The 21,248-nt window shown below is 64.7% G+C and carries 13 protein-coding genes; 11 read left to right on the forward strand and 2 right to left on the reverse strand.

Features of this window, described 5'->3' with window-relative positions; genetic code table 11:
- The 6 genes from ABIC16_RS12770 to ABIC16_RS12795 all read left to right on the forward strand — a co-directional run bounded on the left by ABIC16_RS12770 (window position 1) and on the right by ABIC16_RS12795 (window position 10,139).
- Window positions 1–828 carry a universal stress protein gene (locus tag ABIC16_RS12770; RefSeq protein WP_354291389.1) on the forward strand — a complete coding sequence of 276 codons (828 nt, stop codon included), beginning with the start codon at window positions 1–3 and terminating at the stop codon, window positions 826–828.
- Window positions 825–3,389 carry a cation-translocating P-type ATPase gene (locus tag ABIC16_RS12775; RefSeq protein WP_354291390.1) on the forward strand — a complete coding sequence of 855 codons (2,565 nt, stop codon included), beginning with the start codon at window positions 825–827 and terminating at the stop codon, window positions 3,387–3,389. The genes ABIC16_RS12770 and ABIC16_RS12775 overlap by 4 nt, the downstream gene beginning before the upstream one ends.
- Entirely contained in the window at window positions 3,386–4,492 is a 1,107-nt protein-coding gene (locus tag ABIC16_RS12780) for an AI-2E family transporter (protein ID WP_354291391.1), read from the forward strand. The genes ABIC16_RS12775 and ABIC16_RS12780 overlap by 4 nt, the downstream gene beginning before the upstream one ends.
- On the forward strand, window positions 4,489–5,586 hold the full coding sequence (locus ABIC16_RS12785; RefSeq protein WP_354291392.1) for an Acg family FMN-binding oxidoreductase: 1,098 nt from the start codon (window positions 4,489–4,491) through the stop codon (window positions 5,584–5,586). Before ABIC16_RS12780 ends, ABIC16_RS12785 begins: the two co-directional genes overlap by 4 nt.
- 777 nt (window positions 5,587–6,363) lie before the next feature.
- Window positions 6,364–8,640 (forward strand): TonB-dependent receptor, encoded by a 2,277-nt coding sequence (locus tag ABIC16_RS12790; protein ID WP_354291393.1) that lies wholly within the window; start codon window positions 6,364–6,366, stop codon window positions 8,638–8,640.
- Window positions 8,641–8,714: 74 nt separating this feature from the next.
- Window positions 8,715–10,139, forward strand: a complete 1,425-nt coding sequence (locus tag ABIC16_RS12795) for a M20/M25/M40 family metallo-hydrolase (RefSeq protein ID WP_354291394.1) — start codon at window positions 8,715–8,717, stop codon at window positions 10,137–10,139.
- A gap of 463 nt (window positions 10,140–10,602) precedes the next feature.
- Here ABIC16_RS12795 and ABIC16_RS12800 read toward each other — a convergent pair whose 3' ends face one another.
- Window positions 10,603–10,968, reverse strand: a complete 366-nt coding sequence (locus tag ABIC16_RS12800) for a MerC domain-containing protein (protein ID WP_354291395.1) — start codon at window positions 10,966–10,968, stop codon at window positions 10,603–10,605.
- A gap of 149 nt (window positions 10,969–11,117) precedes the next feature.
- Entirely contained in the window at window positions 11,118–11,984 is an 867-nt protein-coding gene (locus ABIC16_RS12805; protein ID WP_354291396.1) for an endonuclease/exonuclease/phosphatase family protein, read from the reverse strand.
- A 321-nt stretch (window positions 11,985–12,305) separates the two neighbouring features.
- On the opposite strand from ABIC16_RS12805, the gene ABIC16_RS12810 reads away from it, so the two are divergent.
- The 5 genes from ABIC16_RS12810 to ABIC16_RS12830 all read left to right on the forward strand — a co-directional run bounded on the left by ABIC16_RS12810 (window position 12,306) and on the right by ABIC16_RS12830 (window position 21,221).
- A complete protein-coding gene (locus ABIC16_RS12810; RefSeq protein WP_354291397.1) occupies window positions 12,306–15,125 on the forward strand; it encodes a TonB-dependent receptor in 2,820 nt (939 codons plus the stop codon).
- A 157-nt stretch (window positions 15,126–15,282) separates the two neighbouring features.
- The gene (locus ABIC16_RS12815; protein ID WP_502958311.1) at window positions 15,283–16,698 is read left to right on the forward strand and encodes a DUF4139 domain-containing protein; all 1,416 of its coding nucleotides are present in this window, start codon (window positions 15,283–15,285) and stop codon (window positions 16,696–16,698) included.
- The gene (locus tag ABIC16_RS12820) at window positions 16,698–18,212 is read left to right on the forward strand and encodes a DUF4139 domain-containing protein (protein ID WP_354291399.1); all 1,515 of its coding nucleotides are present in this window, start codon (window positions 16,698–16,700) and stop codon (window positions 18,210–18,212) included. The genes ABIC16_RS12815 and ABIC16_RS12820 overlap by 1 nt, the downstream gene beginning before the upstream one ends.
- Window positions 18,213–18,216: 4 nt before the next feature.
- Window positions 18,217–18,957, forward strand: coding sequence for a hypothetical protein (locus tag ABIC16_RS12825; protein WP_354291400.1), 741 nt, complete (start codon window positions 18,217–18,219; stop codon window positions 18,955–18,957).
- Entirely contained in the window at window positions 18,954–21,221 is a 2,268-nt protein-coding gene (locus ABIC16_RS12830; protein ID WP_354291401.1) for a hypothetical protein, read from the forward strand. Before ABIC16_RS12825 ends, ABIC16_RS12830 begins: the two co-directional genes overlap by 4 nt.
- Window positions 21,222–21,248 lie beyond the last annotated feature (27 nt).

The following is a 21,248-nucleotide window of genomic DNA, read 5'->3' on the forward strand; positions in this document are numbered from 1 at the left end:
ATGGTCAAGGACCTCCTGCTCATCGTCGAGAATTCGGCGCACGCCAATCCGATCATTCGCGCCGCCGTAAAGATGGCCGAGCGCATGGCGGCCGACCTTACGATCGAAGTCCTGACACCCAGCCCGGTTCTGATCCCTGCTCTGGCGCCGCTGACGACGATGTACGTGCCGGACTGGGCGATGGCGGACGATCACACCAAGCGTAGCAAACAGATCTCCGACATGGTCGCCGAATCGACCGCCACGATCCGTGTGGTCGGCCTGCATGACGAAATCTTCGCGCTGGCCCGCCGCACTGGCCGCGCCGGCCCGGTCGCAGACCTGATCCTGATCGGTGGCGAAGACCTTTGGGAAACGCAGTGGCTGCGGCGCCACGCATCCGAGACGATTGTGATGGGTGCCGGTTCACCGCTGCTGGTTCTGGCCCAAGGCGACGAACTGCCCCCGGTGCAGAATGCCGTCATCGGTTGGAAGGACAGCCCAGAAGCGCGGCGCGCTGTGCACGATCTCGTGGCGCTGGCTACGCCTGATGCCAAGATCACCGTCGTCACCGTCGGTGGCTTTGCGGACGAACACCGCGTCGCTGCCGAGAGTGCGGGGGAAGTGGTTCGCCACCTCATCCGGCATGGGTTACGCGCCGACTGGGAACAGATCGGAAGCGACGAGTTATCCGATACCCAGACGCTGGAAGCTTTCGCGCTGGAGAATGACGCGGACCTGCTCGCCATCGGTGCTTTCGCCCATGCACGCTTGAGGGAAGCGGTGTTCGGTGGCGTCACACACCGCTTGCTCGACAAGGCTCGACTGCCAGTCCTGTTTTCACGATGACGGTCCCAATTCCCACAGGTTTGTCCTCGGCCGAGGCCGCCGCGCGGCTTGCGGAGGACGGCCCGAACGAGCTTGCCCGGGCGGGACGGCGATCGATCCTGCGGATCGCGTTCGAAGTCTTGCGCGAGCCGATGCTGGCACTCCTGCTGGCGGGCGGTGTCGCCTATTTGCTCCTCGGCGATCTGACCGAGGCGTTGATCCTGCTCGGCTTCGCGACCTTTTCGGTCGGCGTGACCGTCATCCAGGAAACGCGGACCGAGCATGTACTGGAGGCATTGCGGGACCTGTCCGCTCCCCGTGCACGCGTCATCCGCGACGGCGCCCGCGTGACCATCGCCGGGCGCGAGGTCGTGCGCGACGACCTGATCGTGCTGGAACAAGGTGACCGCATCGCCGCCGATGCGGTGCTCGTCGAGGCGAGCGATCTCCAGACCGACGAATCGCTGCTGACCGGCGAATCGCTTCAGGTCGGCAAGGTCGTCGCGACCGACCAGGCCGCGTCCGAAACCCGCCGCCCCGGTGGCGACGGCCAGCCCTATGTCTATTCGGGCTCGCTCGTCGCGCGCGGCAGCGGCACCGCGCAGGTGCTGGCCACCGGACCGCGCAGCGAGATCGGCCGGATCGGCCAGTCGCTGGCCACGCTCGATACCGAAGCGCCGCGCCTGCGCCGCGAAACGACGCGGATCGTCACCTGGTGCGCGATCGGCGGCGGTGCGGTCGCTTTGCTGGTGGTAGCGCTCTACGGCCTGCTCCGCGGCGGCTGGATCGAGGCGGTGCTGGCCGGCATCGCCATCGGCATGTCGATGCTGCCCGAGGAGTTTCCCGTCGTTCTGACGGTGTTCCTCGCGATGGGCGCGTGGCGGATCGGCACGGTCGGGGTGCTCACCCGGCGCGCGACGGCGATCGAAACGCTCGGGTCGGCGACCGTGCTGTGCACCGACAAGACCGGCACACTGACCGAAAACCGCATGTCGCTTGCGGAATTGTGGCTGCCTACGGGCGAGACGTTCACGATCGGGCCTGACGGTGTCGTCGCAGACTCGTTTCACGCCTTGATCGAGAATGCGGCGCTCGCAAGTGCCGTCGAGCCAAGCGATCCGATGGATGTCGCCCTGCACGGCGCGCGCACCGCTCTCCCGTCGATCGCTTTGCCCAACGGGGGGCCGGTGCATGCGTATGCGCTGCGTCCCGAATTGTTGGCAATGTCGAACGTCTGGGACGATGGCGACACGCTGTCCATCGCGGCCAAGGGCGCTCCGGAAGCAATCGCTGGCCTTTGCCACCTTATCGGGGACGCGCTCGCAGCCATGACAGCCGCCGTCGAAGCGATGGCGATCCGCGGGATCCGCGTGCTCGCCGTCGCGACCGCCACACCGCCAAATCGCGACTGGGCCGAAACCCAGCGCGACTACACTTATACGCTGACCGGGCTGGTCGGGATGGCCGATCCGATCCGCGTGAGCGTGCCGGGCGCGGTGGCCGAATGCCGCAGCGCCGGAATCCGGGTCGTAATGATTACCGGCGACTATGCCGCCACCGCCCGGTCGATCGCCACCCAAGCCGGGATCGCCGAGGGAGACGTGCTGACTGGCTCCGAGCTGGCATCGCTCGACGACGCACAACTCGCGGAGCGCCTGAAGACGGTCACGGTGTTCGCCCGGATCATGCCCGAGCAGAAGTTGCGCATCGTCCAGGCGTTCAAGGCCGACGGGGAGATCGTCGCGATGACCGGGGACGGAGTCAACGATGCGCCATCGCTCAAGGCTGCGCACATCGGCATCGCCATGGGCAAGCGCGGCACCGACGTCGCGCGCGAGGCGTCCGCCATGGTCCTGCTCGAGGACGACTTCGGATCGATCGTGCAATCGGTCCGGCTCGGGCGGCGGATCTACGACAATCTCCGCAAGGCGATGGCCTTCATCTTCGCGGTGCACGTGCCGATCGCCGGGCTGGCGTTGCTGCCGTTGATCTTGGGCCTGCCGATCGTGTTCGGGCCGATCCATATCGCGCTGCTCGAAATGGTGATCGACCCCGTCTGTGCCCTCGTGTTCGAAGCCGAGCGGGACGAAGACGACATCATAGCCCGCCCGCCGCGCGCGCCAGCCGAACCGCTGTTCTCGCTGCCGATGATCGTCTGGAGCGTGTTCCAGGGTGGCCTCGCTTTTACGATGCTGGCGACCGTCTTCCTGGTCGAGACGTGGAGCGGAATGCCGGAGATCGAGCTGCGCGCGCTGATGTTCTTCGCGCTCGTTGCCGCGATCGTCGCGCTGATCCTCGTCAACCGGTCGTTCAGCGCGTCGCTTGGGCAAGCGTTCGTCCGGCACAATGCGGCGCTGCGCTATGTCGCGGTCGCGATCAGCGGCGTAACCGCGCTGATCCTGTTCCTGCCGCAGGCGCAGGTCTTGCTGAAGTTCGGGTCGATCGCGTGGCGCGACATGGCGCTCGCGGTCGGCCTGGGCATTGTCCTGCTGGTGCTGCTCGAAGGGTGCAAGCCGCTGGTCCGGCGACTGGCGGCATGGGTATCGCCAACTTCCGTCCGCAACCAAACGGCGGCACCATGAGCGAGGGTGTACCCGCCTCCACGGCGCTGGCGCGTGTCACGCTCGTAGCGCTGGTTGCCGTTGCGACGCTAGCCTTCCTGTGGCTGATCGCGCCCTTCTCCGGGGCGATACTCTGGGCTGTGATCGCGGCCGTGCTGTTCGATCCGCTCAACACGCGTTTGCTTCGCGGGATGCCACGGCGGCGGGGCAGTGCTGCGGTCGTCACGCTGTTGGTGATCGTCATGGTCGTGGTGGTGCCGGCGATGCTGCTGGCGGCAGCCCTCCTGCGCGAAGCGACCGCCTTCTACACCCGCATCCGCGCGGGCGACATTGATCTCGGGCATGTTTTCCTGGAGACGCAGGAGCATCTTCCCGGTTGGGCCAGAAGCTGGCTCGCCGATATCGGCCTCGGCGACATGGGCGGGCTGCGTACCAAGCTTGGCCAGGGCATTGCGAACAGCTTCCAGATGGTTGCCGGACAGCTTCTCAATATCGGCCAGGGGACCTTCGCGTTCTTCCTCGCGCTTGGCGTGATGCTGTACCTGACCTTCTTCCTGCTGCGCGACGGGCATGCGCTGGCGGCGCGGATCGAGCGCGCCATACCGTTGCCCCCCGACCAGCGCGTAGTCCTCATCGCGAAGTTCGTCGCGGTGATCCGCGCGACCATCAAGGGGAGCCTGATCGTCGCGATCCTGCAGGGGACCACCGGCGGCCTCGTGTTCTGGGCGCTCGGCATTCAGGGTGCGTTGCTCTGGGGTGTGGCGATGGGTGTGTTCTCGCTGTTCCCCGCCATCGGCACCGGGCTGATCTGGGTTCCGGTAACGTTCTACCTGCTGGCCACCGACGCGATCTGGCAGGCTGTCGTGCTGGGCGCGTGCGGCTTCTTCATTATTAGCAGCGTGGACAATGTCGTTCGCCCGATCCTTGTCGGGCGCGACGCCCGCATGCCCGATTATGTCGTCCTCATCGCCACGCTCGGCGGGTTCGAGCTCATGGGGTTCAACGGCTTCGTCATAGGGCCAGTGATTGCGGCGCTGTTCATGGCCGCCTGGGAAATCTCCGGCAGCACCCAATTCGCCGCCTCGGACATCCCCACCACCCTCTCGAAAAGGAACGACGCGTGAACCGTAGGCACTTGCTCATCGGAGCCGGCGCAACAGTCGCGCTCGGCGGCAGCGCGACCTTGCTCACCCTATCTGGCATGGGGTCATCTGCGGACTATGCAACCGACATCACTTCGCTCCGCAAGCCGCTGGATGATCCTGCCACGTTCCGCGATCTCCTCCGCTACGCCACGCTCGCGGCCAATGGTCACAACACGCAGCCATGGCGGTTTCGGCTGGGCGAGAGGCAGATCGATGTTCTCCCCGACTTCGCGCGGCGAACGCCGGTCGTCGATCCCGATGACCACCATCTGTTCGTCAGCCTGGGCTGCGCGGCCGAGAATCTCTCGCTGGCGTCTGCGGCACGGGGTCGCCCCGGGCGCGTCCGCTTCGATCCGTCGGCTGCCGGATCGATCGTTTTCGATTTCGAGAACGGGGCGATGCGACCATCGACTTTGTTCGATGCGATTCCGAAGCGACAGTCCACGCGCGCCGACTATGACGGCCGCGCGGTGGATCCGACCGATCTCGATCGCCTCGCCAGCGCAGCGAGCGTTCCTGGCGTCGATCTCGTGTTACTTACTGATCGCACGCGGATCGACCGCCTGCGTGACCTGGTGGTCACGGGCAACAGTGCGCAGATGGCCGATGCAGCTTTCGTGCGCGAATTGAAGTCCTGGCTGCGCTTCAACCCGCGTCAGGCGCTGCGAACGGGCGACGGCCTTTATAGCGTGGCGAGCGGCAACCCGGCGCTTCCGGACTGGCTGGGGCCACCAGCGTTCGACTGGCTGTCCACGGCGGCATCGCAGAACGACGTCTATTCGCGGCAGATCCGTTCGTCCGCGGGCATTGCAATCTTCGTGGGTGCCGGGGAATCGCCAGCAAACTGGGTGGCGGTCGGCCAAGCCTGCCAACGCTTCGCGTTGCAGGCGACGGCGCTTGGGCTCAAGCACGCCTTCATCAATCAGCCTGTGGAAGTCGCCAGCCTGCGTCCCGATCTGGCAGCACTGGTCGGTCTAAAGGGGCGACGTCCCGACATCGTCATGCGCTTCGGCTATGGGCCGACACTGCCCTGGTCGCCGCGCAGGCCCACCGCCGCCGTGATCAAGACGTGATGGCTGCCTTTTCTATGAGGTTGCGCGCGACCTTTCGCGCCATCGAGGGCGTACACACCGTCGTTTGAGCTTGCTCTATCTCGGGCTCAGCGCGGGTTACAAGGGCGCGGCGCGACGGTGTAGATATGCACGCGGATATCTAAGAGCGGACAGCTCTGATCGACAACCGCCTCGGGACATTCCTTCCCCTCAGCCCGCAAGCGTTCGACAGATCGCCACTCTGGCCATTGGAAAGTGTTCGTGGGCATGCCTGAAACAGAACCGCTGCCAAGCGTCAGGTCCGGAATGCGGGAAGGACAGTCGACGCGGAGCTTCCTAGAGACTGATCGTGCGGTTGGCTACCGAAGAGCGCCTAGTCATACGAGGCGGCAAGCCCTAACTCTCCTCGAGCGCACAATGTCGACGCCCTGAACAAGTGCACCGCTGAAGCCAAAAGGACCGGGTTCGCAATTTCTCGGCCGCAACCGGGCATTGTTCTTGCGGCAAGAGCTAATGGGCAGCACGACCACTATGCTATGTTCGAGCAGCTCGGAGCTATGCAATCCTGCAATAAAGGCGCGCGCCAGAAGCCTCGAAAACGCCGGGCGCGTAGCAAATCGCAAGAACGATCAGCAACATGCATTATCTTGGCCCCTCGAAACCCAATACCCCATTGGATTGGTAGGAGTTTGAGCCATCATGCCCCGATCGGTGAGCGTAGGACGCTTGCCCGATCGAATGACGAATGGGGGCAGAATGCTATTATCCACACGATCCGGCCTGATGGTTATTGCCGTGATGGCGGCACCAGATCCGGCCTTCGCCCAGACCGAGGCAGAGCAAGCCCCGTCAAACCCAGCAACCGCGACACCCGATGATCAATCCGGCGACATCGTCGTCACGGCGCTGCGTCGCCAGTCGACGGTGCAGACGACACCGATCGCTATCTCAGCGCTCGGCGAAGGGCAGTTGGCGAGACTCGGTGCGACGACGATCGCCGATATCATCCGCCAGGTCCCCGGGCTTCAACTGACCGAAAGTGATTCAGGACGGACCCGTGTCTCGATCCGTGGTGTTCAGGCGGCAGGTGAAAGCACCGTCGGCCTGTATTACGGCGAGACCCCGCTGACGGGACCTTCCGGAACGAATTCCGACCCGGCGGGCAATACGCCCAACCTCAATCTTTTCGACGTTGAGCGGGTCGAGGTTTTGCGCGGCCCGCAAGGAACCCTTTATGGTTCGGGATCGATGGGCGGGACCTTGCGCGTCTTGTTCAACCAGCCTGATGCCCGCAAATACGAAGGCACGGTCGAGGCGCAAGCCACCACCACACAGAATGGCGGCCTAGGGTATTTCGTGAAGGGCGCGCTCAACGTCCCGATCGTCGCCAACAAGCTTGCTCTCCGCGTCGTTGGCTACCGCGAGCGGCAAGGCGGCTATGTCGATTATACCCTGCTCGATCGCAAGAACACCAACCGGGCAACGCTCGAGGGTGGCCGTGTCATGCTCGGCTTTACGCCAAGCAGCGCCGTTTCGATCACCGCCACCGCGCTGCTCCAGACCCAGAATATCGACGGCACCGCGCAATACAATTCGGTCCTTGGCCCGTTCCGCACCGATTTCCAGATCTTCCAGCCGTGGCATGACAAGCTGCAACTCTACAACGGCGTCGGGCGGTTCGATTTGGGCTTCGCCACGCTGACGACCAATGCATCCTGGTATCGGTGGGATGTGGAGAGCACCAACGACAACAACGCCGCCTTCGCCAGTGTCGTCTCGGGGGCACGCTGGTGCCCGCTCTACACGCGGGTCGCGCTCGGCGTCCCGACGACGACCTGCACGCCTGCGCAACGCACCGCCTATCAGGCCTATGCCCGCTCGAAGGCCCCTTTCGGTGCCTATCAACCGCGCTACGTCCGCAACTTCATTCAGGAAGCGCGTCTCGGATCGAACGGCAAAGGCCCGCTCACCTACACCGTCGGCCTGTTCCACGAGGACCGCTTCGACCGCGTCGATACCTTGCCGTTCGCAGGCGACCCCGTGACGGGCGGACAACGCGATCCGGTCGACAATCTGGGCGGCCGCAACATCCTGACCAGCGTCAAGCAGACCGCGTTCTTCGGCGAAGTCGGTTACCGCCTGCTATCCCCACTGACCGTCACGGTAGGCTTGCGCCATTTCGACTATACCAAGGTCGTCGGTGGCGAATATCTCGGGTACAATTTCACCAACGGCCAGGAACCCCGACCGTATGAGGAAACCAAGGCCAACGCCAAGGGCTGGGTCAAGAAGTTCAACGCCGAACTGCGCGTGACCCGCGACGTGCTGTTCTACGCCAATGCGGCGCAGGGTTTCCGTCCGGGGGGCGCGAACAACATCCCCAATCTCCCCGCACAATATCTCGTCTACCGCCCGGACTCGCTGTGGAACTACGAGCTCGGCGCAAAGACATCTTGGTTCGATCGCAGGGCAACGCTCAACATCGCGGGCTACCGGACCGATTGGGACGAGGTACAGACCTCGGTATCGACGCTCCAGCAAGGCGGCGGCAACTTCAACTTCATCTACAATCTTGCGGGCGTCCGGGTCGAGGGCATCGAAGCGGAAGCGAGCGTTCGTCCGATCCGCCACCTCAGCATCAACGGCAGCGTCAATTACAACAACGCCCGGCTGACGTCCGACCAGGTCGATTCAACCGGCTTCATCAATGCTCCGGGGCGCGGCGGCGACACGCTGGCCTATATTCCGAAGACAACCGCCTCGGCGGGGATCGAATATACCCCGCCCCTCTCCGGCCGGCTGACGGGTCTGGCGCGGTTCGACTGGACCTATACCGGTCGGATGAACACCGAACTCAGAACGACCAACGCCTTCTACCGCGAGATCGGCAACTTCAGCATCTTCAACGCCCGGATCGGTTTCGATACGCAGGACGGGTTCGCGCTGTCGGTGTTCGCGAACAACCTGTTCGACACATACGGCCTCAATCGCGTCGCGTCGGCGACCGGGGTCCCGGATTATTACGTCAGCTCGCGCCCGCGAACCCTCGGCGTCAATGCGCGCAAGAGCTTCTGACCTGCCCTGATCGAGATTGGCAGACTTGCCATCTCGATCCACACTTGCCCCCATATCGAACAGGACGACATACCATGAAGCCTCTCCTATCCGCCCTGCTGGCGACCGCCTCCGTGATGCTCCCCGTGGCCTCGGCCGCGCAGGCCCCTGCGCAACGGACGGACCGGGCCGCCTTCCGCGCGCTCTACAAGGAACTGGTGGAAACCAACACGACGTCCTCGGTCAGCGACTGCACCAAGGCGGCGCGGCAGGTCCAGACCCGGCTTAGCGCGGCGGGCTTCGCGGCGCAGGACCTCGTGCTCTACGTGCCGGATGGACGCCCCCGTGACGGCGGCCTGGTGGTGACCTGGGCCGGATCGAACGCGAAGGAACCGGCCTTGCTGTTGCTCGCGCATATCGACGTCGTCGAAGCGAAACGCGAGGATTGGGTCCGTGATCCCTTCGTCCTCGTTGAGGAAGGCGGCTATTTCTACGGTCGCGGCAGCAGCGACGACAAGGCGCAGGCGGCGATCTTTTCGGATACGCTGATCCGCTGGAAGCAATCCGGCTTCAAGCCGCGCCGCACGGTGAAGCTCGCGCTCACCTGCGGCGAGGAAGGAACGAACGAGCGCGTGCTCAACGGTGCCGGATGGCTCGTCGACAACCGGCCCGAGCTGGTGAAAGCCGGCTTCGCGTTCAACGAAGGTGGCGGCGGGCGGACCGCGCCCGGCGGCGGTCCCGAGACGCTGGGTGTCCAGGTATCGCAGAAGTCGCCGCGCAACTTCGTGCTCGAAATCACCAATCGCGGTGGCCATAGTTCACAACCGCAGCCCGACAATGCGATCTATCGCCTCGCCGCCGCGCTGACCAAGGTCAGCACGCTGCAATTCCCGGTCCATCTCAACCCCGTATCGCAAGCCTATCTGGCGCAGTCTGGCGCTTTGCGGAAGGACGCGACTGGGGTCGCGATGGTTCAGCTTGCAAGGCAACCCGGTGATGCCAAGGCGGCGGAAACCGTCTCGGCGGATGTGAGCCTCAACCCGTTGCTGCGCACGACGTGCGTCGCAACGCTGATCGAGGGCGGCCACGCCGCGAACGCCTTGCCGCAGCGTGTCACGGCGTCCGTCAACTGCCGCATCGCGCCGGGAGAAACCGCCGCGGAAACCAAGGCAGCGATCGAACAGGTGATCGCCGATCCGCAGGTGAAGGTGTCGCCGAGCAAGATCCAGGAACGCCCGGTCGCGGTGACGCCGCCGCTCGACCCCGCGATCCTCAAGCCGATCGCCGCGATTGGGGCGAAACACTTTCCGGGCATTCCCGTGATCCCCACGCAGTCGGCGGGGGCTACCGATGCGACGTACCTCAGCAAGCTGAACATTCCGACATACGGCATTCCGGGGCTGTGGAACGATCCTGCCACGGCAGGCACTCACGGGCTGAACGAGCGTATTTCGACGGATGCGCTCTACCGCGGCCGGGACTACATTTACGATCTCGTGACGCACTTTGCAGCGCACTGACGGACGATGTGAAAGCCGGGCGGCTGGCAACAACAGATAAGCGCCGCTCGGCAGCTTTTGGAATGAACCGCCGTGCCCAGTGCAGCGAATGGCGTCTTGTGAGGGATCCCGAGGGGGATACGCTAGACGTCTATTGGTCAGTTCAAACCCGGCCTAGGCCGTCAAACGAAACTCTTACGAGGGTCAAATTTCAACGGTTCCAACGGAAACCGGACTGTCGACAATCTACCAGATTTCGCTTGACGGCTTGCCTAGACCAAGCTGAATTTACGATGCATGCGGATACAGACCGTGTGTACAAACCGATGGGCAGGACGGTCAGAGACCCTTGAAAATACGTGCCTTTTTGCGGGAACGACGCCTCCGTAAAAGTCACCATATTCGATATGGCGCGGGTCGGCGAATGCTGACCTGATGTTCTTTGCATCGTTGCTCAAAACCAATATTGACCGATGAAATTCCGTCAGACCGCGCAGCGATGGCGCAATCGCAGGTTGGCGACGTGTGCGAACGCGACCAGCATCCCCCCCATGATAGTCATGCCAATTTCGACAGGACCTTCCGGGACTCCAAACGCCCCTAACGCCATCAATCCAATTCCGATCGCACCGACACCCAGAGGCAAGGGCGCAGCGTGGCGTGCATAGCCACTCACCAACGCGATTGCGGCGGCGGGCGCGGCAAAGAGCAGCACCCAGCGGTGAAAGCTCTCGGGGATGGCTACGATCGCTGATATCGCCGGGACCGCCGCCAACAGGATCGGAAGCGCGAGGCAATGTACCATGCACAGCGCCGATCCTGCCATCGCCGCGCGATCCAGCCAATCCATTCCGTAAGCCCGCATACGTCGCATTGTGCCACAGTCACCGTTCTTGTCGAATGATACATAGTATCATTAAGCTTCGGGACAAGACCTCAGGACGCGAACGGCACCATTCCGTTCGATCCCGCTCGCACGCGCAACACGGACCTGCCGCGTCAGTGGACGTTCGCCCCTCCAAACCGGAGCACCGCGACCACCGGGAAATGGTCCGATCCAAAGGTCGCCCCGACGTGATCGGTCCGCACCTCGGATTGCAGCGACGTGAAACCGCGCGTGAAAATGTAGTCGATCCGGCGGTCTGCGATGCCGGTGAAGTCATGGAACGTGCGCTCCGGGCCGCGCCGTGTCGGCGCCGTCGCCCAGGCATCGGTCAGTTGCCCGGCCAGAATGTGGTAGGCTTTGCTGTCGGGCGTCGCGTTCATGTCTCCGGTCAGCACGACCGGAAGGTCGCCCGCAATCGACCGCAGCTTTTCTATCAGGAGCGTTGCGGACCGTTCGCGCGCGCCGTCATCCTCGTCTCGATGCGCGAAATGCGTGTCGAACAGCACGAACCGGCGCTTGCCCTTGCCACGGGTTTCGAACACGCCCCAATTGACCATTCGCGGCAACGTCGTCCCCCACGACATGCTGCCGACGACCGACGGTGTCTCCGACAGCCAGAAGTCGCCGTGGTGGATCAGCGTCAGGCGATCACGCCGATAGAAGATCCCCATATGTTCGTCGGCATGCCCGCCCCGGCGGTCTCGCCCGAACCACGTGTAGCCGGGAAGCGCGTGAGCGATGTCGGCACCCTGCGACGCGAACAGTTCCTGTGTGCCGATCACGTCCGGATCCGCCGCGGTGATTGTCTGCATGAACACTGCGCGGCGTCGCGGCCAGACGTTCGGTCCATCGTCAGGGTTTGGATACCGGACGTTGAAGGTCATCACGCGAAGATCGGTCGCAATGGGCGTACGTGCCGTGCCGGGTTCCGCGAGCAGGACGGCGAACACCGCGAAAAGACGCAAGATCATCATGGGCATAGCGGGAAACCTCAAGGCGGTGTGACACGCGACCACTGAAACGTGGGACGGATGTCATACCGATCGAACGTTGCGTGACAATGACGGATCCGACGACGCGAGGGCGCATGCCGCCCTCCCCCGTCATAGTCGCCGTTCCCGCTTGCGACCCTTCTCCACCGCGCCGATCCATCACCTCGTCGCAATATAAAAACAATTTTGTTAAATTGTGACCTGACGAACCGAAATTCCTTGGCCTGTCACAAAACGGTATCGAAACGGTCCTATCGGCCAGCTCGAACGGGCAGTTCAGCCCATGACCACCATCCCAGGGGGGAAACCATGATCACGAAATCCACGATGCCGGTGCGCCGGCAGCGTTCGCACGCGCTTGCTTTGTCGACCCAGACCGCTTGGAGTGCCCTGGTAATCGCAGGCCTGTGCGTACCGGTCACCGCCGCATTCGCCCAGACGCAGCCAGCCAGCGTCGTTCCGGCGGAGCCGGCACCGGAAACCGCCAGCGAGGCGCTGACGGGCGACATCGTCGTCAACGGCCGTCGCCAACAAAGTGCACTTGCAGAAGAGCGCAAGGCGGTCGGCGTGATCGACATCGTTACCACCGGCGACGTCGCGATCCACTCGCAGACCGGGATCGCCGATCTCGCCAAGACGCTCCCCGGGATCTCGGTCAGTCGCGACCAAGGTCGCAACCAGAGCGCGACCGGCGAAGCGCAATATGTTTCGATCCGCGGCTTCGACACCGGCTACAACGCCTACACGCTCGATGGCCTGCGCCTGCCGCAGGTCGCCGGCAGCTCGCGCGCGATTTCGCTCAACCTGTTCTCGCCCTTCGCAGTCGGCGCGATCGCGGTCGACAAGACGCCGGGCGCCAGCAAGGACTCGGACTCGATCGCGGGTATCGTCGACTTGCGCACCCCAACCGCCTTCGACTTCTCGACCAATTTCATTCGCGCGCGCGTGCTGGCGCAGGGTGCGCAGCTTGCGCTCGACCGCAAGCAGAAGGGTTTCGGCGGCGCCGTCGGCATCGACGCCGCCCGCCGGTTCGGCAACGATCACCAATTCGGCGTGTATGTAGCGGGCTATTACGAGGAACGCGCCAACGCCGCTGAATCGACCGCAGTCCAGAACGATTACAGGACAACCAACTTTAACGTCGGCACTGCACGCGCCAACGGCAATGCCTTGTCCGCGGACGGCATCCAGTGGAACTTCTACAACAACGAGATCAAGCGCTATGGTGCCACTGGCTCGTTCGATTTCCACAGCGATCCGGTCGAGCTGTTCGCGCACGTCAATTACGCGACCTACCTCAACACCAACACGATGAACCAGACGGGCCTGCGCAACGAACTGACCTCCGGGCAGACGAATTCAAATCCGGTCCGTGCCCTGACCGGGGGTGGCACGACGCAAGCCTATAACGCCGCCGGGGTCTTCACGCCGCTAGGGATCAACCCCGCCAGCTATTTCCGTACCGAGGATGTCGAGCAGGAACTGTTCTCCGCCCAGGTCGGCGGAAAGGCACATTGGAACCGCTTCACCGCGGCGTTGGAGGGTGCCTACGCCGATGGACGGTTCGATCAGCCGCAGCGGATCGAGGCGGCGTTCCGTGGGATCGCGTACAACGGCGCGCCGGGCAACACCGGAGCGGCAACCCAGGGCGTGAACGTCGACTTATCGGACCCACGCTCGCCCCGCCCTATCCTGTCGCCGGGCGCGAGTGCTTATGTCGGCTCGCTTGACCTACCGACGCAGCTCTACGTCCAGCAGGGCTATGATTATCTGTCGGAGGTCAAGAAAACCGTAAAGGGCAGCCTCGGCTGGGCTGGCACAGGACTTCTCGCAAGCGTTGAGATCGGTGGGCTGTACGAGAATTCCGATCGCGACGGGCGCTCACTGTCGCCCGACTCCACGCGCTATCGGTTCCGCACGCCCTTGCAGGCGGGCACGGTACAAGGACCGTCGATCAATCAGTATTTCGGCTACGTCCTGAAGGACTTTCTCGATTATTACCCCGCGCGCGGAATCAAGGTGCTCGACCGCGGCCAACTCGACTCACAGGTCAGTCAATTTGTGAACCAGGCGGCCGTGTCGCCGCAGGTGATCAACCAGGGGCTGCTGAAGGCGAACGAAAAGCGCAAGGCGGTCTACGGCACGGCGACGCTGAAGCTTGGGACGCTCGAAGTGGTGCCTGGGCTCCGGTATGAGGACAACAGCTTCGACGCGCAGTATTTCTCGACCAATGCCAACGGCGTCGGCGGCAGCTTCGTGAATGCCGGGCGCAAGTACTACCATCTCGATCCAAGCCTGCTGGCGGCGTGGAAGCCCGACGACCGGTTCGTCGTGCGCGGTGCGGTGCGCTCGAGCTACGCACGACCGGGGTTCGACCAGATCGCCGGGCCGACCCGGCGCAGCGACGCAGATTCGAACGGTGTCATCACCGTCACGCGGCCGAACCCCGACCTTAAGCCAGTCGAGGCATGGAGTTATGATGCCGGGGTCGAATATTACGCCGGCGTTGGGCGGTATCTCCAAGTCGCCTTGTATTACAAGGACCTGAAGAACATCCTCGTGCCGACCGGCACGCGCTCGATCAGCCAAGCCGTTGGTAACATCGTTACGATCCAGCCTGCCAACGGTCGCAGCGGCACTGCCAAGGGGATCGAGGCTTCGGGTCGCTTCACGATCGGCGATATGACCACCTCGAAATTCCTCGGCAATTTCGGGGTCGGCGGCAACATCACGTTCCAGCAGACCGAAGCGAACTATCAGATTTCCGCTACCGACATCCGGCGCACGAGCCTGCCACAGGCGCCAGACCTGATCTACAATGCCGAGGTCTTCTATGCCGATGGACGGTTCCGGACCAATCTCTCCTATAACTACACCGGTCGTTTCCTCGCGACGGTTCAGGACAGCCAGCCGGACATTTACGTCCAGCCGGTCGGCGAACTGAACTTCGGCATCGCGTTTGCGGCAACCGACACGCTCGAAGTCGGTGTCGCCGCACGGAACCTGCTCGACCAGCACACTTACTGGGCGACGGTCGGAAAATCCGAGCGCTACATCTCGAACGATCGCAACGGCGGCTACATGAATACCGGTCGCGTGCTTCAGTTCAGCCTGACGATGAAGATGTAAGTTCCTGGCCGCCGGTACTGCAGGGGTACCGGCGGCCGTTTTATCGACTCAGCATTATCCGCGTCTCTTCGCGACAAGGATCGGCACCGGCTGTCACAAGACAGTTGCATCACACCGGGATTTTCTGTCTGCTCGATGCCACATAAAGGGGGGAGCGATGAGAACAGGCGTGTGGACTGCGGCTTACGCGGTGGCAGCAATCATACCCGCGGCGCTTCCCGCGCAGCAAGTCGCGGGGACGAACGCTGCCAGTGCGCAAGGCGACCTTTCAGTAACAATCTACACTAACGACATCGCGCTGGTGCAGGATGTCCGGACGCTTTCGCTCGCCAAGGGCCCGGTTCGGCAAAGCTTCCCCGACGTCAGCGCGGCGATCCGTCCGGAGACCGTTTCGCTCACGGTGCCCGATGCCACGATCGTCGAACAGAACTTCGATTACGACCTGCTGACCCCGTCCAGCCTGATGGAGAAAGCAGTCGGCGAAACGATCACGCTCGTGCGCACCAACCCCGCGACGGGTGCCGAAACGCGCGACCGCGCAAAGGTGCTGGCGGTGAACGGCGGCGTCGTAATCGAGGTCAACGGACATATCGAAGTGCTGCGCGACGACGGTCTTCCCGTCCGCGCGATCTTCGACCGCGTTCCGGATGCCTTGCTCGCGCGACCGACGCTGACGGTAACGCTCGCAAGCAACCGGGCCGGCACTCGCCCCGCGACGCTGTCCTATCTCAGCCGGGGGCTTGGCTGGAACGCGGATTACGTCGCGCTGTTCGACGACAAGAGCGGCAAGGTCGACGTCCAGGGCTGGATCACGCTGCGCAACACAAGTGGCACGACGTTCACCGCCGCGAAGACACTGCTCGTTGCGGGCGAGGTCGGCGGCTCCGACGAGATGAACGGTACGTCGATCATGAGATCCCGCCGCCAGGCGACCTTCACGCCCGGCACCGAAAGCGCCAGTCGCGAACAGATCGGCGACTTCTATCTCTACCCGCTGGCCGAACGCACGACCATTGCCGACAAGCAGACCAAACAGGTCAGCTTCCTCGATGCCAAGGGCGTGGCAGCAAGCTCTGGCTATCGGTTCGAGAACGGCTGGCTCGGCAGTTCGGATGAACCGCGCAGCGCGCAGTCGGTTCTTCGCTTTGCCAATTCGGGCGCGGCGGGGCTTGGGGATGCCTTACCGGCGGGGGTGGTACGGGTGTACGTGCGCGATGCGCGCGGCCAGCCGCAGTTCACCGGTGAGAACCGGATCGAGCATACCCCTCAAGGCTCGACGATTGCGCTCCCGACCGGTGACGCGTTCGACGTCAAGGTCAAGCCGACCACTGTCTCGCGTACCCGCGTCAACGGCAATCGCTGGCGCACCGCGATGCGCTACACATTGACCAATGCGCGCGCAAAGCCGGTGACGGTCGAGTTGCTTCAGGCCGGGCTTGACTGGGCCGACGTACGAGTCGTGGCGGACAGCGCAAAAGGCGAACGGCGCGATGCCGGCACGCTGGCATGGCAAGTCGCCATCCCAGCCAATGGCAGCACCATTGTCACCGCGACGTTCGACACGCGCTACTGATGATCCAACGGTTGCTCCTGGCGGTCGTGCTGGCGCTTGGCGTGGCGCGACCGGCTGGCGCGCAGACAGCGGTCGTCGTCTCGCCCAAGCCGGACCGGATATCCCTGACGGTCTACCGTGCGCCTTATGGTCGTGGCGCGATCGACCTGCGCTACCTTCAGGGGTTCGCGATGATCACCGAGACCCGGAAAATCCGGTTGCCGCGCGGACGGGCGGTCCTGCGGTTCGAAGGCGTCGCCGAGGGGATCGTCCCGGTCAGCGCGATCGTCGATGGCTTGCCCGGCGGCACGATAGAGAAAAACCGCGATGCCAAACTATTGTCGCCCGCCGCGCTGATCGACGGCACGCTCGGGCGGGGAGTGACGCTGACACGGACCGACCGGGCCAGCGGACGCCAGACGAGTGAGGATGCGACGATCGTCGCCGGGCCCACCCCGGGCGTCATCCTGCGAACGGCGCGCGGCATCGAAACGCTGCGCTGTTCGGGGCTTTCGGAGCGGGTCACGTTCGCGGGCGCCCCCGCCGGGCTATCGAACATGCCGGTGCTGAGTGTCACGACGGATACGCCGACATCGCGCACGGTGACGGTGCGGCTGACCTATCTCGCGTCGGGGCTCGACTGGCGCGCCAGCTATGTCGGCACGCTTGCCCCGAACGGGAAAACGCTCGATCTTTTCGCTTGGCTAACGCTCGCCAACGGCAACCCCGAACGCTTCCCGGACGCCACGGTTCAGGCGGTGGCCGGAAGACTCAATCGGGAGGAAGTGGCGCGGATTCCCGTCGCCGCTGCCGACCTCAGGCTGGTCTGTTATCCGCTTGGCACGACGACGTCCGATTTACGAACGACTGCGTTCGAAGCAGCGGAGGAGATCACCGTCACGGCCGGTCGAATGGTGACGCCTGTGATGATGATGGCCCCACCCCCACCCCCCGCTCCCGCCCCGCCGCCGCCCCCGCCGCCTGAGGATCTAGGCGACCTGAAGCTGTACCGCGTCCCGCAGCCGACCACCGTGGTGGCGAACGGGCAGAAACAGGTCGCGTTGCTGGCGCAGCCTGCGGTGCCGTTCGAGCGGCGGTACCGGCGCGAGGTCTATCCCGGCCAGCCCTTCGATGCGGCACCGACCGCGGTCGTGCTGGTCGTGACCAACGACAAGGCGAACGGCCTAGGCGTCGCGCTCCCCGCCGGCGGGACAGCGCTCTACGCCCGCCGCGAGTCCGGAAGGTTCCTCCTCGGGTTGGGCGCGATGACCGACCGTACCGTGGGGGAGCGGGTGCGGATTGCGGCAGGCGTCAGCCGTCAGGTCCTCGTTTCGCAGAAGCGGATCGGGCCAAACGAAGCGGTTCTCACGGTCGCGAACGCCAATCCCTTTGCGGTGACGCTCGACGTGCCAATCGGCGCGGCGGGGCAGAAGGTCGAACCGCAGGCCGAAAACGTCGACCGTACCGACGGCATCGTCACCTGGACGCCGATCCTGCCGCCCGGCGGAAGCGCGGAATTGCGGTATCGTTTCTAGGCAAGTGACGACGATCAGCCCCCTGTTCCTGCTTGCCGCGCTCCTGCTGTCCGGCTGCGAGGGAAAGCGCGCGCCCACGCCCGCCACGCTCGTCGTCTGGGCGTGGGAGCGGCCCGAGGACCTGCGATTCCTGCCCGACGACGTCGAGGTCGCAGTGCAGACCGGCTTCGTAGAGATCGCCGGTGACGGCTTCGTCGCGCGGGGGCGCCGGTTTCCGTTGCTGGTCAAGACGCCACCGACGACCGCAGTAGTCCACGTCCAGATCGACGAGCGCACGCCCGTGCGCTGGACTCCGCTGCTCGGCCAGCGCGTCGCCGCTGCGGTGCTGCACTTCGCGCGCACCATTCCGACGCACCGGGTACAGATCGACTTCGAGGTGCGCCGATCCCAGCGCGGGATACTGACCGATGTCGTCCGCGATGTCCGTCAGGGCCTGCCGCGGGACGTTTCCCTGTCTATCACCGCGCTCGCCTCTTGGTGCCAGGAGGACTGGCTGCATACGCTGCCGGTCGACGAGGTCGTGCCGATGCTGTTCCGCATGGGTCGCGGCGGTCCGTCGATCCGCGCGACGATCGCGCAGGACGGCGATTGGCGTGATCCCGTTTGTCGCCGTGCGCTCGCCGTTTCCGTCGATACCCCCATTGCCGATGCGCCCGCCGGTCGTAGGATCTACCTGTTCGATCCACGGAGCTGGACGAAAGCGGATTTCGATTCGGTGCAGCATCAGGTGGAGGAATGGCGATGACGCGGCGGCGCGTGTTGGCGGCAGCAAGCGTCGCGGCGGTGGCGCTACTGGCGGTCCGCGCCTCCGGTTCCGGCGGGCCGCCGCCCCTGCCCGACTATGTCACCGCGAACGCGCTTCAGCCGATCGATCGCGTGGCGCTGGCGGCGGGCCGGGTCGGCATCGTCAAGGGCGGCGCGCCCGCCCCCGTCCTCTACTTGGACTGGCGGCTGCTCAACGGTCTCGCAAGCGGCGCGGAGGCGACCGACGCCCTCGCGACGCCGTGTTGCGGCGAGCGACAGGACAATAGCTATGCCTGGCTTGCCGCACGGCGAACGGTGCCCGGTGCCTCACCCGACGTCTATTACGTCGCGACCGAGCGCCAGGGGCCCAATTACACGAGCATTCCGACCTGTTTCGGCGACGCTTTCGACACCGCCGTCGTGACGCTCAAGGACCGCGTGGCGCACAATGGCGCAGGGTCACCTTGGGTCCGCGCGTGGCTCGCGGCGCAGGACGCGGTGTTCGACGGCTGCAGCAAAACGGGGGTGGTGCTGCCACCGCTCGACGCCGCCGCCCCCGCCTGGCTGCGCGCAGACCACGCGTATCAAGCCGCCGCGCTGGCGCTGTACGATGGCCGCCTGGCGGAGGCCGAGCGGAGCTTCGCCGCGATCGAGCGCGATCACCAGTCATCATGGCAGCCACTTGCCGTGTACCTTCAGGTTCGCACCGTGCTGCGCGCCGCCATTACCGGATCCGACGCCGCCGGCTTTGCGCGCGCACACGCCGCGCTCGCACGGTTGCAGCAGGCCCCCGCCGGGACCTACGGCAAGAGTGAAATCGACCGGATCGCGCAAATCCTCGAATATCACGAACGCCCGGCGGCGTTGCTGGCGCGGCTCGACCGCGACCTCGGCACCGTCGCCCCCGCGCCCGACATCGCGGTCAAGTTCAAGGACTATTGGGCCTTGTCGGAAACGTCGCCCGTGAAGCCGGAGGCGGCGGACTGGATCGCGACGGTGCAGACCAGAGACCGGTCGGCGGGTGTGGCACATGCGCAAGAGCAGTGGCAGGCGACGCACCGAACGGCGTGGCTGGTTGCAGCACTCAGTCTCGTGACCCCGCAGGATGGGGCTTCCAAAGCGCTCGTCGCCGATGCCGCGCGGACCGATCCTCGCGATCCCGCCTGGCTCAGTCTGCACTATCACGCGATGCGCCTGACCATCGGGCGCGTGCCGGATGACGTCATGCGAGCACAGGTTGATCCGGTGCTGGCGCGAACCGACCTTACCCCCTCCGATCGCAACATCTTCCTCGCCATTCGTACGCAGCTTGCGCCGACACTCGCGGATTTTGCGGTTCACGCACTTCGGCAACCCTATTGCGCCGGATCGGCCACCGGCTGCATCGACGGCGACTGGCCCGCCGGCGACGGACTGTTGGGCCGGCGCGGGCAGGCGTTCGTCGGTCTCGGGGGCGATGCGCGGGTCATCATCGATCGGTTGCCACTGGCATCACGGCTTGCGCTCGGCCGCGATCCCGATCTGCCGCGAGACTTCCGGCTCGATCTCGCGCTGACCAATTATGCGCGCGCCGTCGCGCTCCGGAACACCGCCGCGATCGACGAGACGGCCCGCGCCCTGATCAAGCTGTTGCCGCAAGTGCGGGCGGACTGGGCGCGGATCGTTGCCACCGCACCAGGCCCGAACAAGCGCTTCGCCGAAATCTTCGTAATGGCGAAGATCCCGAGCCTGCGCACCGACCTTGCCGATTATACGCGCCCCGAAGGCACCGAACCCGCTTTCTCGGGCTATTGGACAAACTGGATGACTCCTCCAGTTGGGCATCAGGCAGCGGCCGCTGCGTTCCCTCCCGCCAGCGGGTACATGCCCGAACGTTATAGGGACGGCGGCAACGCGTCAGAGGACGCCGATCCGTCCGACCTCCCCTGCGCAGGCAAATGCGGCCAAGGACGCTTCCCGTTCCACACGCCGCCCTTCGCCGTGCCGCTGGTCCCGGCCGCGCTCGCGGAACGCCAGCGTTTCCCGATGAGCGACGGCGAAGATTATGCCGCCAGCGGCGCTACGTCGATGTGGGACGAGGCACTAGCCTACGTCCGCGCGCACCCTAACGATCCCCGCGCGGCAGAGACCTTGTACCGCCTGATCCGTGTCGGACGCTGGGGCGGGAACCACAATCATCTCGGCAAACGCGCGTTCGCTCTGCTCCATAGCCGGTACCCAAAGTCGATCTGGGCGAAGCGTTCGCCCTATTACTACAACGGCTGACCTGTCGGGTTAGCGCGGCGCGATCTC

The organism is Sphingomonas sp. PvP055 (assembly GCF_040546365.1).
In the GTDB taxonomy this organism is placed as follows: Bacteria; Pseudomonadota; Alphaproteobacteria; order Sphingomonadales; family Sphingomonadaceae; genus Sphingomonas; species Sphingomonas echinoides_A.